This is a genomic window from Oceaniovalibus sp. ACAM 378 (assembly GCF_008085915.1).
GTDB lineage: Bacteria > Pseudomonadota > Alphaproteobacteria > Rhodobacterales > Rhodobacteraceae > Oceaniglobus.
Window position 1 is genome coordinate 294,750 of record NZ_VSJK01000006.1, and the last position, 16,029, is coordinate 310,778.

Annotated in this window: 15 protein-coding genes and 1 other RNA gene; 9 read left to right on the plus strand and 7 right to left on the minus strand. The window is 62.7% G+C overall.

Annotated elements, in window-relative coordinates:
- Positions 1 to 71: 71 nt before the first annotated feature.
- The 4 genes from rfbD to rfbC all read right to left on the minus strand — a co-directional run bounded on the left by rfbD (position 72) and on the right by rfbC (position 3,622).
- Positions 72 to 926 (minus strand): dTDP-4-dehydrorhamnose reductase, encoded by an 855-nt coding sequence (rfbD, locus tag FQ320_RS10215; protein ID WP_148471828.1) that lies wholly within the window; start codon positions 924 to 926, stop codon positions 72 to 74.
- Positions 927 to 1,038: 112 nt separating this feature from the next.
- Positions 1,039 to 1,764 carry a class I SAM-dependent methyltransferase gene (locus FQ320_RS10220; protein ID WP_148471830.1) on the minus strand — a complete coding sequence of 242 codons (726 nt, stop codon included), beginning with the start codon at positions 1,762 to 1,764 and terminating at the stop codon, positions 1,039 to 1,041.
- 230 nt (positions 1,765 to 1,994) lie between these two features.
- Positions 1,995 to 3,035: a dTDP-glucose 4,6-dehydratase gene (rfbB, locus tag FQ320_RS10225; protein ID WP_148471831.1), complete on the minus strand. Its 1,041-nt coding sequence runs from the start codon at positions 3,033 to 3,035 to the stop codon at positions 1,995 to 1,997.
- Complete coding sequence (rfbC, locus tag FQ320_RS10230; protein WP_148471833.1) at positions 3,032 to 3,622, minus strand: dTDP-4-dehydrorhamnose 3,5-epimerase; 591 nt, start codon at positions 3,620 to 3,622, stop codon at positions 3,032 to 3,034. Before rfbC ends, rfbB begins: the two co-directional genes overlap by 4 nt.
- A 179-nt stretch (positions 3,623 to 3,801) precedes the next feature.
- Between rfbC and pheT the strand changes: the two genes are divergently transcribed.
- The 3 genes from pheT to rsgA all read left to right on the plus strand — a co-directional run bounded on the left by pheT (position 3,802) and on the right by rsgA (position 7,602).
- A complete protein-coding gene (gene pheT / locus FQ320_RS10235; RefSeq protein WP_148471835.1) occupies positions 3,802 to 6,198 on the plus strand; it encodes a phenylalanine--tRNA ligase subunit beta in 2,397 nt (798 codons plus the stop codon).
- 107 nt (positions 6,199 to 6,305) lie between these two features.
- An RNA gene (gene ffs, locus FQ320_RS10240) (signal recognition particle sRNA small type) lies at positions 6,306 to 6,404 on the plus strand.
- Between the two features lie 151 nt (positions 6,405 to 6,555).
- Positions 6,556 to 7,602 (plus strand): ribosome small subunit-dependent GTPase A, encoded by a 1,047-nt coding sequence (rsgA, locus tag FQ320_RS10245; protein ID WP_148471837.1) that lies wholly within the window; start codon positions 6,556 to 6,558, stop codon positions 7,600 to 7,602.
- Positions 7,603 to 7,679: 77 nt separating this feature from the next.
- On the opposite strand, the gene FQ320_RS10250 is transcribed toward rsgA, so the two are convergent.
- A complete protein-coding gene (locus tag FQ320_RS10250) occupies positions 7,680 to 9,176 on the minus strand; it encodes an ankyrin repeat domain-containing protein (RefSeq protein WP_148471839.1) in 1,497 nt (498 codons plus the stop codon).
- A 188-nt stretch (positions 9,177 to 9,364) separates the two neighbouring features.
- Between FQ320_RS10250 and FQ320_RS10255 the strand changes: the two genes are divergently transcribed.
- The 6 genes from FQ320_RS10255 (at position 9,365) to FQ320_RS10280 (ending at position 14,413) form a co-directional block, all read left to right on the plus strand.
- Positions 9,365 to 9,736: a YidH family protein gene (locus tag FQ320_RS10255; RefSeq protein WP_255509450.1), complete on the plus strand. Its 372-nt coding sequence runs from the start codon at positions 9,365 to 9,367 to the stop codon at positions 9,734 to 9,736.
- Between the two features lie 66 nt (positions 9,737 to 9,802).
- Entirely contained in the window at positions 9,803 to 11,566 is a 1,764-nt protein-coding gene (locus FQ320_RS10260; RefSeq protein ID WP_148471843.1) for a DNA polymerase III subunit gamma/tau, read from the plus strand.
- A 75-nt stretch (positions 11,567 to 11,641) separates the two neighbouring features.
- Positions 11,642 to 11,986: a YbaB/EbfC family nucleoid-associated protein gene (locus FQ320_RS10265; RefSeq protein WP_148471845.1), complete on the plus strand. Its 345-nt coding sequence runs from the start codon at positions 11,642 to 11,644 to the stop codon at positions 11,984 to 11,986.
- Between the two features lie 63 nt (positions 11,987 to 12,049).
- Positions 12,050 to 12,649, plus strand: coding sequence for a recombination mediator RecR (recR, locus tag FQ320_RS10270; RefSeq protein ID WP_148471847.1), 600 nt, complete (start codon positions 12,050 to 12,052; stop codon positions 12,647 to 12,649).
- A 100-nt stretch (positions 12,650 to 12,749) separates the two neighbouring features.
- Positions 12,750 to 13,001, plus strand: coding sequence for a hypothetical protein (locus tag FQ320_RS10275; protein ID WP_148471849.1), 252 nt, complete (start codon positions 12,750 to 12,752; stop codon positions 12,999 to 13,001).
- A complete protein-coding gene (locus tag FQ320_RS10280; protein WP_148471851.1) occupies positions 12,980 to 14,413 on the plus strand; it encodes an amidase in 1,434 nt (477 codons plus the stop codon). Before FQ320_RS10275 ends, FQ320_RS10280 begins: the two co-directional genes overlap by 22 nt.
- Before the next feature lie 27 nt (positions 14,414 to 14,440).
- Here FQ320_RS10280 and FQ320_RS10285 read toward each other — a convergent pair whose 3' ends face one another.
- Positions 14,441 to 15,232 (minus strand): MBL fold metallo-hydrolase, encoded by a 792-nt coding sequence (locus FQ320_RS10285; protein WP_148471853.1) that lies wholly within the window; start codon positions 15,230 to 15,232, stop codon positions 14,441 to 14,443.
- Positions 15,229 to 16,029 carry a TatD family hydrolase gene (locus FQ320_RS10290; protein ID WP_148471855.1) on the minus strand — a complete coding sequence of 267 codons (801 nt, stop codon included), beginning with the start codon at positions 16,027 to 16,029 and terminating at the stop codon, positions 15,229 to 15,231. The genes FQ320_RS10285 and FQ320_RS10290 overlap by 4 nt, the downstream gene beginning before the upstream one ends.

The window sequence follows — 16,029 nt, forward strand, 5'->3', positions numbered from 1 at the left end:
TATCGAACAACGCCTAGTCATCCCTCGCACGATGGTAAGGCTTACGCGCCTGCGTTGTAGTCCGGTGCGTATCAGTTGGCACGATTAAGTTCTTCAAGCACATCCCGCAGTCCTGCGCGCCAGTCGGGCCGCTCGATGCCAAAAGTCCGTGTCAGGCTGTCGCAGTTCATCCGTGAATTGGCGGGGCGGGGCGCAGGCGTCGGATAGTCGCGGGCAGGGATGCCGGTGACAGTCACAGGTTTGCCCGCCTGTGCGAAAATCTCGGTCGCAAACCCGGCCCAGCTCACATCCGGGGAGCCGGAAAAGTGATAGATGCCCGATTTGTCGGCGCCAGCGCGCAGTGCCTCGGCCATGGTCAGACAGGCGGCGGCGATGGCGGCGGCGGGGGTTGGGCCGCCGATCTGGTCATTGACGACGTTCAACGCATCGCGGGTTTCGGCCAGTCTGAGCATCGTTTTGACGAAGTTGCCGCCGTGTGCGGAAAAGACCCAGGATGTGCGCAGGATGCCATATGTGCCGCCCCCTGCGCACACCGCCTCTTCGCCCGCGAGTTTTGAGCGACCATAGGCCCCCAATGGCGCGGTGGGGTGATCTGCGGCGAAAGGATCGGATCCCTGACCGTCAAAAACATAGTCGGTCGAGATATGGACGAAAGGAATCCCGAGTTTGGCACAGATCCGCGCCATCGCGCCGGGGGCTGTGCCGTTGACTGTGGTCGCCAGCGGCTCGTCGGATTCGGCCTTATCCACTGCGGTATAGGCGGCGGCGTTGATCACCGCCACAGGGCGGTGGGTTCGGATCGCTTCGGCACAACCCTCTGGATCGGACAGATCAGCGCTGTCGCGTCCCAGATACACCGCTTCGGGCGCAAGGCGATGCAGCTCTTGCGCCACCTGACCGGTCTTGCCAAAGATCAAAAGGGTCATGAAGGCTCCTGTGGTGGTATCGAGGGATCGTGAAATTGCGAATCCGGCGCGTTATCGTATCTGCACCGGGTTTGGTTGTCGTCGATCTGGGGCGATCTGCGCGATATTGCCGTCAGGACGGGGCGCGGCTGTCAATCCAGGCCACCGCCTCGTCCCATTCGGCCAGAGGCAGGCGGTCGATGTTTTCGTACAGCCAGCCGAACCTTTCGTTCAGCAATTCGCTCTCCATATCCGCCAGCGGTTCGGCACCCGGATCGACCTGCAACAGGCCGACGCCGTGGTCGATCAGCACCAGCCGGAAATCGAGCCCCTGCGTCGCCGCGATTTCCATCGCGACCTTCCACACATCGCCGGTCCACCCCAGATGCATGCGGGGCATGTGTTCCTGTTTCCAGTTGGTCGGCATCAGATCATGCAGCGCGATCCAGCCGCCCGGTTTCAGGCAGGCCAGCGCGTTGATCAAATCGCGGTGGACTTGGGTGTATTCATGCAGCCCGTCGATCCAGATGAAGTCAAACTTCTTGCTATTGGTGTCAAAGAAATCGTCTGACGTCAGACGAACCGTGCCGCCCTTGACCGGATCGACTCCGGTCTTGTCGCTGATCGGCAGTGCATCGAACAGGTCATTGCCGCCGCAGCCGATTTCCAGATAGGCGCAATCCATCGGCAGTTTGCGCAGGACATAATTAACCAGCGCGACGCGATTGTGATGAACGTCTTTCCAATTCCACTTGAAACCCTTGGGATAGGCGTTGCTTTGGAAATGCTGCGCGATCTTGCGGCGACCCTCGCCATCGAGATCTTCAAACGGTTTCGTCAAGAAATCAGCGTCGTTCATCCGGAAAATTCCTTTTTCGATCCTTACATCGCTCGCAGGCGGTCGGTCCTGCCTATCCCTGCCATATGTGCAAACCTGAGCAAAGGCTACTTTTTCGGACCAAGCGGGAAATCCCGGGTTTCCGGTGGAACCTGCCGTTCTGCAGTTCTTGCGGCGCAATCCCGCGGGCAAATCAACCCTGTGCCCGCCAGATCTGAATGGCGGGCACAGGATCGTATCGGGTGCATTCGTTACCCGGCCTTGCCCAGCCGCTCGCCCACGCCTTGCCGGGTTTGCAGCGCGCGCCACCAGCTTTCGTTGTCCAGATACCACTGCACGGTCAGTTCCAGACCTTCGGCCAGAGTGACCGAAGGACGCCAGTTCATTTCGTCGCGCATGCGCTTTGGATCGATCGCATAGCGGGCATCGTGCCCCGGACGGTCGGTGACAAAGGTGATCTGATCTGCATAGGGTGCCTTGGCCGGGCGCTTTTCGTCGAGAATGGTGCAGATCGTCTTCACCAGATCGATATTGCGCGCTTCGTTCTCGCCGCCGATGTTATAGGACCGGCCGATCTCGCCGTTTGCCACCACCAGCAAAAGAGCGTCGGCGTGATCTTCGACATAGAGCCAATCGCGCACATTGTCGCCCGCGCCGTAAATTGGGATTTCCTTGCCCGCCAACGCGTTCAGAATGACCACGGGAACCAGCTTTTCGGGAAAGTGGAACGGGCCATAGTTGTTGGAACAATTGGTCAGCACCACCGGCAGACCATAGGTTTCGTGCCATGCGCGCACCAGATGGTCGGACCCGGCCTTGGACGCAGAATACGGGCTGCGCGGATCATAGGGGGTTTCTTCGGTGAACTGGCCGGTTTCGCCCAGCGATCCGAACACCTCATCCGTCGAGATGTGGTGAAAGCGGAACGTCTCGGGCCGTTCTTTCGCGTTCCAGTATGCCCGCGCGGCCTCAAGCAGGTGAAAGGTGCCCATGATGTTGGTGTCGATGAAGGTGCCGGGGCCGTCGATCGACCGGTCGACATGGGATTCTGCCGCCAGATGCATCACTGCGTCAGGTTCATGTGTGGCAAAAATCCGGTCCAGCGCAGCGCGGTCACGGATATCGGCCTGTTCGAACGCATAGAGCGGGCTGTCGGCCACGCTGGCCACATTGTCGAGACAGGCGGCATAGGTCAGCGCATCGAGGTTGACCACGGAATGCCCCTGCGCAATGGCGCGACGCACCACCGCAGACCCGATGAACCCGGCACCGCCGGTGACAAGCAGCTTCATTCTACGGCTCCCTTAGTTGTGCCCGATCCCTCAAAAACAAAGGGACTTTCGAGCCTATCGAGTCCGCCAGCTTCGGCATCCTTGCCTGACAGCACCGGCGCAACCCCGTCCATCGCCCATTCGATGCCGATGGCCGGATCGTTCCACAACAGCGCACCTTCGGTTTCGGGCGCGTAATAGTCCGAGCATTTATAAACGATTTCAGTTTCCGGAGCGCGGGTGACAAAACCATGAGCAAATCCGGCAGGCACAAGCAATTGGCGACCGTTCTCAAAACTCAGCTCGGTCCCGAACCATTGCCCGTACGTGGGCGAGCCCTTGCGGATGTCCACGGCCACATCAAACAGCGCACCGCGACCGCAGCGCACCAGTTTGTCCTGAGCGTGGGGCGGCGCCTGAAAGTGCAACCCGCGCACCGTGCCCGGCGTCATCGACAGGGAATGATTGTCCTGAACGAACTCGATATCGATACCCGCCTTCGCAAGTGCTGCGCGGCTGTAACTTTCCGAAAAGAACCCACGATGATCGCCGAACCGCCCCGGCGTGATGACAATGACGCCCGGCAGGGGTGTTTGATCGATTTTCACGAATGCTGTCCCTTGGAATGAATTTCACAGATCTGCGGGACTATTAGCAACGACATTGACCAGTAGCAACGACACCTGCCAGCACTCTTAGTGCCAATCCGCGTCCAGGCCTGACCCCTTTCACCTGTGGCAACCGCCTGTTATGGGATGCGCCGAACCCGATTGACCGGATGGCGCCCATGAAATTCACTCTCTCCTGGCTGAAACAGCACCTTGAAACCGAGGCAACGGTGGATGAAATCACCGACACGCTGACCGATCTCGGACTTGAGGTCGAAGGCGTGGAAAACCCCGCCGAACGTTTGGGGGCCTTCACGCTTGGATATGTGAAGAGTGCCGAAAAGCATCCCGATGCCGACCGGTTGAATGTCTGTCAGGTGGATACCGGCGACGGAATCAGCCAGATCATCTGTGGTGCCGCCAATGCCCGCGCGGGCATCACCGTCGTGGTGGCGCGGCCCGGCACCTATGTTCCCGGCATCGACACGACGATTCAGGTGGGCAAGATCCGTGGCATCGAATCGCACGGGATGATGTGTTCCGAGCGTGAGATGGAGCTGTCGGAAGAACACGACGGCATCATCGAACTGGCCACCGGGACCGTGGGGCAGCGGTTCACCGATTGGCTGGCCGAACATGACCCGGCGCGCGTTGATCCGGTGATCGAGATTGCGATCACCCCGAACCGCCCCGACGCTTTGGGCGTGCGGGGCATCGCCCGCGATTTGGCGGCGCGGGGCTTGGGCACCCTGAAACCCGACACGATTGAACCTGTGGCGGGCGGATTCCCTTGCCCGGTTTCTGTGACGATTGATGACGACACATTAGATGGCTGCCCGCTGTTCACTGGTCGGTTGATCCGTGGTGTCAAGAACGGGCCGTCGCCGCAATGGCTGCAACAGCGGCTCAAGGCGATCGGGCTGCGGCCAATTTCGGCGCTGGTGGATATCACCAACTTCTTCACCTTCGACCGCAATCGCCCGCTGCATGTGTTCGACGCCGACAAGGTATCGGGCGGATTACGGGTGCACCGCGTCGCGGGTGGCGAAACCCTGATGGCGCTGGACGACAAGGAATACACATTCAAGCCTGACATGATGGCGATTTCCGACGATAGCGGCGCACAAAGCATCGCCGGGATCATGGGCGGGGCTGCGTCGGGGGTTACCGATGAAACGGTGAATGTGTTTCTCGAATCCGCCTTCTGGGACAGTGTGACCATCGCACACACCGGGCGTGCGCTGAAAATCAACTCGGATGCGCGATACCGGTTCGAACGGGGCGTCGATCCGGAATTCACCTTGCCGGGGCTGGAACTGGCCACCGCGATGATTATGGATCTGTGCGGCGGCGAAGCTTCCGAAGTGGTGGTCGCCGGCGCAGTGCCCGATCATGCGCGGGCCTACCGGCTCGACACCGACCGGGTGCAAAGCCTTGTGGGCATGGAAATTCCGGCGGAAACTCAGCGCGCGACTCTGGGCGCGCTGGGCTTTGTGATGGACGGCGACATGGCGCAGGTGCCCGCATGGCGGCCCGATGTGCAGGGCGGCGCCGATCTGGTCGAAGAGGTGGCGCGCATTGCTTCCCTGACCCGCCTGAAGGGGCAGCCGCTCGCGCGGGTGCAGGCAGGTGTGCCAAAGCCGATTCTGACACCGGTGCAAAAGCGCGAGCAGATGGCGCGGCGTACACTTGGGGCTTTGGGCTACAACGAATGCGTCACCTACAGCTTTGTTGATGGTGCCTCGGCGGCGCTGTTTGGGGGCGGTGACGAAGCGACCCGGGTGGAAAATCCGATTTCGGCCGACCTTTCGCATATGCGCCCGGCGCTTTTGCCCGGGCTGTTGCAGGCGGTGCGACGCAATCAGGCGCGCGGCATCGCTGACATGGCCTTGTTCGAGGTCGGCCCGGCCTTTCAAGGCGGTGAACCGGGCGAACAGCACCTGCTGGCCACTGGCCTGCTGATCGGGAGGACCGGGCCAAAGGATGTGCACGGCGATTCGCGCGGCGTCGATCTTTACGACGTGAAGGCCGACGCCGAAGCGGTGCTGGCCGCGATCGGTGCGCCGGCCAAGGTGCAGATCCTGCGCGGCGCAGAGCCGTGGTGGCATCCGGGCCGCCACGGGATGATCTGTCTCGGACCGAAAAAGGTGCTGGGCGTGTTTGGCGAACTGCACCCCAAGGTGCTGCGGGCAATGGGGATCAAGGGTTCGGTCATGGCCTTTACGATTTGGCCCGAACAGGTGCCCCTGCCGCGCCAGACCGGGGCGGCGCGCCCGCCGTTGCGGGGCAGCGATCTGCAATCGGTCGAGCGTGACTTTGCCTTTGTCGTGGATGCCGGGGTCGAGGCGCTGACACTGGTCAACGCGGCGGCAGGGGCGGACAAGGCTTTGATTTCTGACGTGAGAATCTTCGATCAGTTCGTCGGCGGCTCGCTGGGCGAGGGACGCAAGTCGCTGGCGATCACGGTGCGGCTGCAACCGAAGGATGCAACACTGACCGAAAAAGAGATCGAGGCGGTTTCGGCCCGAATCGTCGAAAAGGTGGCCAAAGCCACAGGCGGCGCGCTGCGCGGCTGAAGCCTCATCGGTCCTGCGTCCCTCTTCGGCGACCCAAGGCCCGAAAAGGGACGCAGGACCGATGAGGGGCCGCTTGAAACCCGCCGACGGGGACGATATATAACCGGTGAGAGGTTGGCGCGGGCAGGCACCTCGCCAACCCGGTCAGGTCCGGAAGGAAGCAGCCGTAACGAGCCCCGCTTGGGTCGTTGTCCAGCCTCTCACCCCAATCTCCTTCGGTAAGGGAGGGTTTTTCGATGAATGTGATTCAGATCCTCCCACGGGCCCGCGTCTGATTCCCCCGGCGCGAATCATGCCGTCTGACCGAGGCTCGCATCCGCTTTGGTGGTATCGCCGTGCAGTGTTGGGCATGATCCAGTGACCCAGCCATTTTCTCTCGACGATCTGGGGTGGGCGGCGCATTTTTCTTCGCAGCTTGAACTTTCCGAGGCCGAAACCCTTGTTCCTGCCCGTGTGACCGGTGTTCTGCGCGACCGGGTTCAGGGGTTGACGGCCAGCGGCGCGCCTCTGCTGTATCTGCCTTCAGACGAAAGCGCGGGCGAATATGCGGTCGGCGACTGGGTTCTGTACGATCCTGAAACCAACCGTATCACCCGGCGGCTTGACCGGCTGTCATTGTTGCAGCGGCGCGCCGCGGGCACGGGGCGGGAAACCCAGTTGATCGCCGCCAATATCGACACATTGTTCATCGTCACCTCCTGCAACGCCGATTTCAACCCCGCGCGGCTGGAGCGGTATCTGGTGCTTGCCGCCGAGGCCGGGGTGTCACCGGTGATCGTATTGACCAAGGCCGACACCTGCGACGACGTCGATACCTATGTTGCCGAGGCCCGCGCCGTTGCCCGCCACATCCCGGTCGAGGCGGTGAACGCCAAGTCACCCGAAACCGCCGATGTGCTGGCTGGATGGCTGGGCCGGGGCCGGACCGGTGCTTTGCTGGGATCTTCGGGGGTGGGTAAAACGACCCTGCTGAATGCGTTGACCGGGGGGTTAGAAGCCACCGCTGACATCCGCGAGGATGACGCGCGGGGTCGTCACACCACCACGGCGCGCGGTTTGTTCGCCGCCCGGGGCGGTGCCTGGCTGGTCGACACGCCGGGGATGCGGGCGGTGCGGCTGACCGATGCGGCAGACGGGATCGACACGGTCTTCTCTGATCTGGTGGAACTGGCTGGGCGCTGCCGATTCAATGATTGCGCCCATGTCGGCGAACCCGGATGCGCGGTTCAGGCGGCCATTGCGGCGGGTGAAATTGATCCCGTCCGGCTGGCCCGTTGGCAGAAACTGACCGGTGAAGAGGCCGAAAACACCGCCACGCTGCATCAGGCGCGACAACGGGGCCGGGCGAAAAGCCGCATCTATCGTCAGGCCAAAGAGAACCGGCAGCGCAAAGAAGGGATCTGATCCGGCGGTCGCAACCACGATATCTTTCGCGTTGAAGTGTCGCGAAAGATACCGATGATCCGCCGTATCCCTGAATATCAGGCGCCAACGACCTGCCCGGGGTGGGCCGTTGCCCAATCCTTCAGAAACAAGCGCATGTCGGGATCGCCTGCCAGATCAGCGGCATTCCGGGGCAGGGCGACCCCATGTTCCAGCGCCAGCCGGGCGCAGGCGATGTGATCGCTGCTGTCCCGCGACGGCGCGTTCTCCGATCCGTGGATGATGGTGGTCAGTAAGCTGCCGCCATGGCGATTCACATGGCCAAGATCAGGGCGCAGCTCCAGAAACAGCGCGACCATATCCGGCTGCCCGGACCAGCCCGCATACTGAACCGGCGTCACGCCCATTGCGTCGGGCCGGTCGTATTCCAGCCCCAGCGCCACCAACGCCCGGATATGGTTCAGCCTGTTGGTTCCATCCTGCAATCCGCGCAAAAGGTTGCGATATTCTTCGGGCAGGGTGGCGGGGTCCAGATATGCTCCCTCGGTCTCCAGCCCCTGCGCCGCGTCGGCGAGCAGGGTTTCGATATGGCTCAGTTCCGTGTCGCCTCCGGCCTCGGCGATCAAGCGCGCCGCCTCGACGTTTCCATAGACCCGCGCAAGCGCAAAGGCGGTCAGCCCCTGCCACCGCGACGATGGATGGGCGCCGGCATCCAGCAGCAAACGCACCATCGCGCCGTCGCACATCCGTCGCGCCGCATGGGGCAGGGCGGGGATTGCGCCGCATCTGGCCTCATTCGGATCGGCCCCGGCCTTCAGCAGCATCTGCACCGCCTCGTGATCGTTGAAGTCCAGCGCACGGGGCAAGGCGTTGGTGCCCGCGGGCCGCGCTCCATGGGTCAACAGCAGACACAGCCCCTCATGGTGGCGCAACTCGGTTGCATGATAGAGCGATTCGCCGTCGTTTGGATCGGCGCCATGGGTCAGCAGCCATTCGGCCAGTGCGATATTGTTGCCCGAAATGGCACCATAGAGGGGCGACAAAGCGCCGCTGTCACCCGTCGGCTGAAGCGCATCACTCACATCGGCACCGGTTGCGACAAGAAGTGCGGCAATCGCGATCATGTCCCCGCTCAGATCGGGGCGCAGGTGGATGTACCGGGAAAACGCCAGATGATGGATCGGGCGGCGCGGCCCAACCGCCTTGGTCGCCGCCCCAGCGTCAGCGGCAAGCGCGGCGCGCACCGCCGGCAGATCGTAGAGAGCAATTTCCAGCCCCAGCAGACCGTTCGCCAGATCAGGCGTGTCGTTCAACAGCATGTCGACCACGAAGGTCTGGCCCTGCGCCAGCGCGATCTTCAGCCGCTGCTGTTTTGCCGCCCGGTCCATGCCTTGGGTTTCCACCGCTAGCTTGAGACGCGGCCAGCTATCGAAATGCGCTTCGCGCGCAACCACATGCAGGAAATCGGCGTGTTTCAGGGGTGTCGGGCCATTGGCCACATGGATGTGCACCCGGGCGGCCGCAGCAGAATCGGCGGCACCATAGGCACGGCGCAACAGTTTCGCCTTGCGGCGCAAGGAGTCGAGATCGGTCATCGGGGTTTCTCCTGATATCGCCCGACGGTCCGCTGAACCGGGCGCAAGAAAAACCGGTGTGGGTCTTTCCGATCTGATCGGGGTGCAAATGCTGTCCGCGGACCCGGATGCCGCCCCGTGCGACAAATTTCAGTCTAGAACGCGACGGGCGCGGCGACAAGCCCCGGGTCTCGCGCTAAAGTCAGACCATGATGGACACGAAAACCAAATGGGCCGAAGACCGCACCGACTGGGCCGAGGATCGTACGATCCTGGCCAATGAGCGCACCTTTGCGGGGTGGATACGCACGGGCATGGCCTGTGTCGCCATCGCCATGGGGCTGAGTGCGCTGATCGGAGAATCCGATCTGTGGTTCCATCCGGGGCGGATCGTGTCCAGCCTGTTCTGCGGCGTCGCCATCTTGATCTTCTGGACCGCGCGGAAAAAGTGCCTTGAGACCGTCGCGCGACTGAACGACCATGCGGCAAAACCCCTGCCGACGGCAATGGTGACCCTGTTGAGCACCCTGATGACACTGGGCGCGGCTGGGGTCGCTGCGCTGTTGTGGGTGATTCCGTGACACTTGCGGTTTACGCCCCCGGGCGCTGGGCCTAGATTGCCCGGGTCGATCGCCCCGGAGGCCCCCATGTCCGATAAGAATGATTCACCCGCCTATCAGGTGCTGGCCCGCAAATACCGCCCCGAGACCTTTGTGGATCTGGTGGGGCAGGATGCGATGGTGCGCACGCTGAGAAACGCGTTCAAGGCCGACCGGATCGCGCAGGCGTTCATCATGACCGGCATTCGCGGCACCGGGAAAACGACGACGGCGCGGATCATTGCCAAGGGGATGAACTGTATCGGACCCGACGGGAACGGCGGACCGACGACCGACCCCTGCGGTGTCTGCGATCCCTGTCGGGCGATCATGGAGGGGCGGCATGTCGACGTTCTCGAGATGGACGCGGCATCGCGCACCGGGGTCGGTGACATCCGCGAGATTATCGATTCGGTGAATTACCGCGCGGCCTCGGCGCGCTATAAGATTTATATCATCGACGAGGTTCACATGCTGTCCACCAGCGCGTTCAACGCGTTGCTGAAAACGCTTGAAGAACCGCCCGCCCATGTGAAATTCATCTTTGCGACGACGGAAATCCGCAAGGTGCCGGTGACGGTGCTGTCGCGCTGCCAACGGTTCGATCTGCGGCGGATCGAACCCGAGGTGATGATCGCCCTGCTGCGCCGGATCGCCGATGCCGAAGGTGCGGCGATCGCCGACGACGCGCTGTCGCTGATTACCCGGGCGGCCGAAGGGTCGGCACGGGATGCGACCTCGCTGTTGGATCAGGCGATCAGCCATGGCGCGGGCGAAACCGGCGCCGATCAGGTGCGCGCGATGCTTGGTCTGGCCGATCGTGGCCGGGTGATGGATCTGTTCGACCAGGTGATGCAGGGCGATGCGGCGGCGGCGCTGACCGAGTTGGGCGCGCAGTATTCTGATGGCGCCGATCCGATGGCGGTGCTGCGCGATCTGGCCGAGATCACCCATTGGGTCAGCGTGATCAAGATCACCCCCGAGGCGGCGGACGATCCCACGATCGGCCCTGATGAACGGGCGCGCGGGTTGGCCATGGCTGACCGGCTGGCAATGCGAATTCTGACGCGGATGTGGCAGATGCTGTTGAAAGCGCTGGAGGAGGTGGCCCACGCCCCCAATGCAATGATGGCAGCGGAAATGGCAGTGATCCGGCTGACCCATGTGGCCGACCTGCCCAGCCCCGATGAATTGCTCAGGAAACTCGGTGACGCGCCGCGCCCACCGATGCCGGGCGGCGGTGGGGGCGCCTCGTCGGGCCCATCCTCGGGTCTCCCCTCGTCCGGACCCTCCTCGGCTGCTGGGCGCGTAACGGCCGGCGTTGGCGGCGGCGGTGGTGGTGCGGTGGCACTTGCACCGCAACTCGACACGGCGCTGGCCCGCTTTGCCGGATTTTCCCAGGTGGTCGAACTGATCCGCGCCAATCGCGACGCCAAACTGCTGATCGATGTGGAAACCTGCCTGCAACTGGCCGAATACAGCCCCGGACGGATCGAATTCGTTCCCACCGACCGCGCGCCACGGGATCTGGCCGCTCGGCTGGCCCAGCGGTTGCAACTCTGGACGGGCACGCGTTGGGCAGTAACCTTGGTGAACGAAGGCGGCGCCCCGACCATCGCCGCCCTGCGCGATGCTGAACAGGACGCGCTGAAACAACAGGTGACGGAGCATCCGCTGATGCAGGCTGTCCTGCTGTCCTTTCCCAAGGCGCGGATCACCGACATCCGCAGCGCCAAGGCCATCGCCGCCGAAGCCGAGGCCGATGCGCTTCCCGAGGTCGAGGATGAATGGGATCCCTTCGAGGACGACTGACCGTACCGCGGCACTTGTGGGTCGGGGATGGCGCGCGTATCTGTGAACCAACCAGAAAACAGACGGAGACGGCAGATGTTCAAGGGATTGGGCGGGCTCGGCGACATGGGCAAGATGATGAAGGCCGCGCAGGACATGCAGGGCAAGATGGCCGAACTGCAAGAGACGCTGGAAACCATCACGGTAACCGGCGAATCCGGCGCCGGACTGGTCCGTGCCACCGCCACCGCCAAGGGCGTGCTCACCGGGCTGGACATCGATCCGTCGATCTTCAACCCCGATGAAAAGGAAGTGGTCGAGGATCTGATCCTTGCCGCCATCAAGGACGCCCAGTCGAAAGCCGCCGACAAGAGCCAGCAGGAAATGTCGAAGCTGACCGAGGGATTGGGCCTGCCCCCGGGCATGAAGCTGCCGTTCTAAGGTGATGCTTCGGCTTCTTCTTTGTACAAATACTCATTCAACGCTGCCCACGGGCGTGACGGGATGAGTGACGCGCCCGCCGATATCGACGCGCTGATCGATCTGATGGCGCGCCTGCCCGGTCTTGGCCCCCGCTCGGCCCGGCGCGCGGTTCTGCACCTGATCAAGAAGCGTGGCCAGTTGTTGCGCCCGCTTGCCGAAGCGCTGACCCGCGTGGGCGAAACGGCGCGCGAATGTCTGCGCTGCGGCAACATCGGCGTGGCCGATCTTTGCGATATCTGTACCAGTGAGAAACGCGCAACGGGTGAGATCTGCGTGGTCGAGGATGTCGCCGATCTTTGGGCGATGGAACGGGGCCGCGCCTTCAAGGGGCGCTATCACGTGTTGGGCGGCACGCTTTCGGCGCTGGATGCGGTCGGACCGGATGAGCTGCGGATTCCCCGGCTGATCGACCGGTTGGCCGATGAATCGGTGACCGAAGTGATCCTGGCGCTGAACGCCACGGTCGATGGCCAGACCACCGCGCATTATATCGCCGAACAGATCGAAGGTTCCGGCGTTGCCGTGACTTCTCTTGCCCAAGGTGTACCGATCGGCGGCGAGCTGGACTATCTCGATGATGGGACGATCCATGCCGCACTGAAGGCGCGCCGGGCTTTCTAAGGGCGGATCGTCGTCACAACGCAGTCACCCGTCGCACAGGTTCAGCCGTTGTCGCCTGCCGTCGATCCGGCATGGAGGTCATGGCCATCGGGGTTTGCAAATGGGTCCACGCCGCGACGAAGCCATCTACATTCCTGAACACTTGACCCACGGCGCGCCGTGTGACCGTAGACAAGCCCATCCGGGTGACGCGATCCAGAACGATCACAAGCTGTCCGATCCCATGCGCCGTGCGGTTGACGAAGGCGTACGAACGGGCAAGGTCGTGCATCTGGACCAAGGACAAGCCCGGTTGCAAGGGCGCAGGATCAACAACAGGGAGCGGATGGCATGGCAACAGGTTCCGAACTGATCGGCATGACCGCCTGCACGGTTGTCGGGCATCTGAAGCAGGGTGAAATCACACCGCTTGAACTGCTCGATGCGGTCGAAGAACGGATCGCGGCGGTGGACCCGGTGGTGAACGCGCTGCCGACGCTTTGCCTTGATCGTGCGCGCGACCGTGCCCGTGCCCTTATGCAGCGGCCTTTGGGCGAACGCGGTATCCTTGGCGGGTTGCCGCTGCCGATCAAGGATCTGACCGATGTGGCAAGCGTTCTGACCACCCATGGTTCGCCAATCTATGCCGACAATATTCCCGACAGTTCGGATATCGTCGTGGACACCATCGAATCCGAGGGCGGCATCGTCTTTGGCAAAAGCAACGTCCCTGAGTTCGGCGCCGGCGGTAACACTTTCAACGAAGTCTTCGGCGCCACGCTGAACCCCTGGGACATATCACGTTCGGCCTCGGGGTCATCCGGGGGCGCCGCGGTGGCGCTGGCGACCGGCATGGCTTGGGTGGCTCATGGCAATGATATGGGTGGTTCGCTGCGCAATCCGGCGTCGTTTTGCGGTATCGTCGGATTGCGGCCCAGTCCGGGGCGCGTCGCCCGCACGCCCGGTGTTCTTGTGGACAGCCTGCTTGGGACCGATGGTCCGATGGCGCGCAACATCGCCGATACTGCTCTGTTTCTTGATGCGCTTTGCGGCGAGAATCCGTTGGACCCACTGTCGCTGCCACGCCTTTCGACCCGGTTTCTGGACGCCGCGCAGCAGCCCCGCAAACCCCTGAGGGTGGCGTTCAGCGCCGATCTGGGCATCACGCCCGTTGACCCCGAGGTGGCTGCGATCTGTCGCGCCGCCGCTGACCGGTTGGCCGCCAGCGGTGTCGATGTGGTCGAGACGCATCCGGACCTGAGCGATACCCACGAGGTCTTTCAGACCCTGCGTGCTTTTCAGTATGCTGCGTCGCACAGCCAGAAACTGCGCGATTTTCCCGAATTGCTGAAGCCGGAGATGGTGTGGAACATCCGCAAGGGCCAAAAATTATCCGCCGCTGAAATCATCGACGCGCAAGCGAAACGCGCCCGGATGATCGCCCGCACGGTTGCTTTTTTCGATACGTTCGATCTGCTGCTGACCCCGGCGACCATCGTTTCGGCGTTTCCGGTTGGTGAACGCTATCCGACTGAATGCGATGGGCAGAAGTTCGACACCTATATCGATTGGCTGGCGATTGCTTTTGCGATCACGCTGACGACGGCGCCAGCACTTTCGATGCCCTGCGGTCTGACCCGATATGGAATGCCCGTCGGTCTTCAGGTCATCGCCCGCCCTCGCAACGAGGCCGGATTGCTGGCCCATGCGGCCTTTATCGAAGAACTACTCGGTATGACGATCCGCAAGCCGATGGATCCAAAGCGCACGCACCGGGATCTCTGACCCGGGTGCCAGATGCCGGCGTGGGGATTAGCCCAGTGTCAGGACCATACCGTCATAGGCGGGGGTGATATGGGGCGGGGTTTCGGCATCCACCGTGGCATGATCCAGATCGACATGCATGTTGGTTAAAACGGCGCGGGCCGGGCGGACGCGTTCGATCCATTCAAGGGTACGCGCCAGATGGGCGTGGGTCGGATGCGGCATACGGCGCAGGGCATCGACGATCCAGATGTCCAGATCGGCCAAAAGCGGCCAGGCCGCATCGGGAATTTCGGCCACATCGGGCAGATAGGCCAGCGTCGCAACACGAAAGCCAAGCGCGTCGATGTTGCCGTGGTTCACCGTGAACGGGGTGAGCGTCACCGCGCCGCCTTTGCCTGTCACCGTAACCGGTCCGTCGATTGTGTTCATCTCGCAGATCGGCGGATAATTCGACCCCGGCGGCTGTTGGAATGCATAGGCAAAGCGGGTCAGCAGATCAGCCTGCGTCGGCTCGTCAGCCCAGACAGGCAGACGCCGGCGCATGTTGAAGACGATCATCCTGAGATCATCCAGCCCATGGGTGTGGTCGGCGTGGGCATGGGTGTAGACCACGGCGTCCAGTTCTCCGACGCCCGCGTCGAGCAGTTGCGCGCGCAGGTCTGGCGAACTGTCGATCAGCACCCGGGTGGTGCCCTCTGGCCCGTCACGCTCGACCAGCAAGGAACAGCGGCGGCGCGCGTTCTTCGGGTTCGTCGGATCGCAATCACCCCAGTGCCCGCCAAGGCGCGGGACGCCTCCGGACGAGCCGCAACCGAGTATGGTGAACCGGTAACTCATGGCCTGCGCCATTTGGCGGCTTTGGAGAACAGGCGGTCAAAATTCGCCTCGCTCGCGGCGGCGAATTCCGGATAGCTGATCCCGAAGATTTCGGCTCCCTTTTGCGCCGTATGGGCAGTATAGGCGGGTTCGTTGCGTCTGCCGCGATGGGGCGGGGGGGCAAGATAGGGCGCGTCGGTTTCCACCAGAATCCGGTCGAGCGGGGCGGTCGCAAAAATCTCGCGCAGGGCGGTGGATTTCGGGAATGTCGCGATGCCCGACATCGACAGGAAAAACCCAAGATCCAGCGCAGCGCAGGCCAGATCCGGACCGCTGGAAAAGCAATGCATCACACAGGTGAACGGCCCGGCGCGGTGTTCTTCGGTCAGAATGCGCGCCATGTCGTCGTCCGCAGCGCGGGCATGCACGATCATCGGCAGGCCGGTCTGGCGTGCGGCCTCGATATGAATGCGCAGCGACTCTTGCTGAACGTCCTTGGTGTCGGCGGTATAGTGATAATCCAGCCCGGTTTCGCCGATCCCGACGCATTTCGGATGGGCGGCGATGGTTGTCAGCTGTTCCAGCGTTGCCATCGGTTCGCTTGCCACGCTCATCGGATGGGTGGCGGCGGCAAAAAATACCGGTGCGTGCTGTTCGGCAATCGCGCGCACCTGCGGTTCATTGCGCAGCTTGGTGCAGATCGTCACCATGCGATGCACCCCGGCGGCCTGTGCCCGGGCGATCACATCGGGCAGTTCCCCATCGAAATCGGGAAAGTCCAAGTGGCAATGGCTATCTGTTATCATGGGATGTGTCAT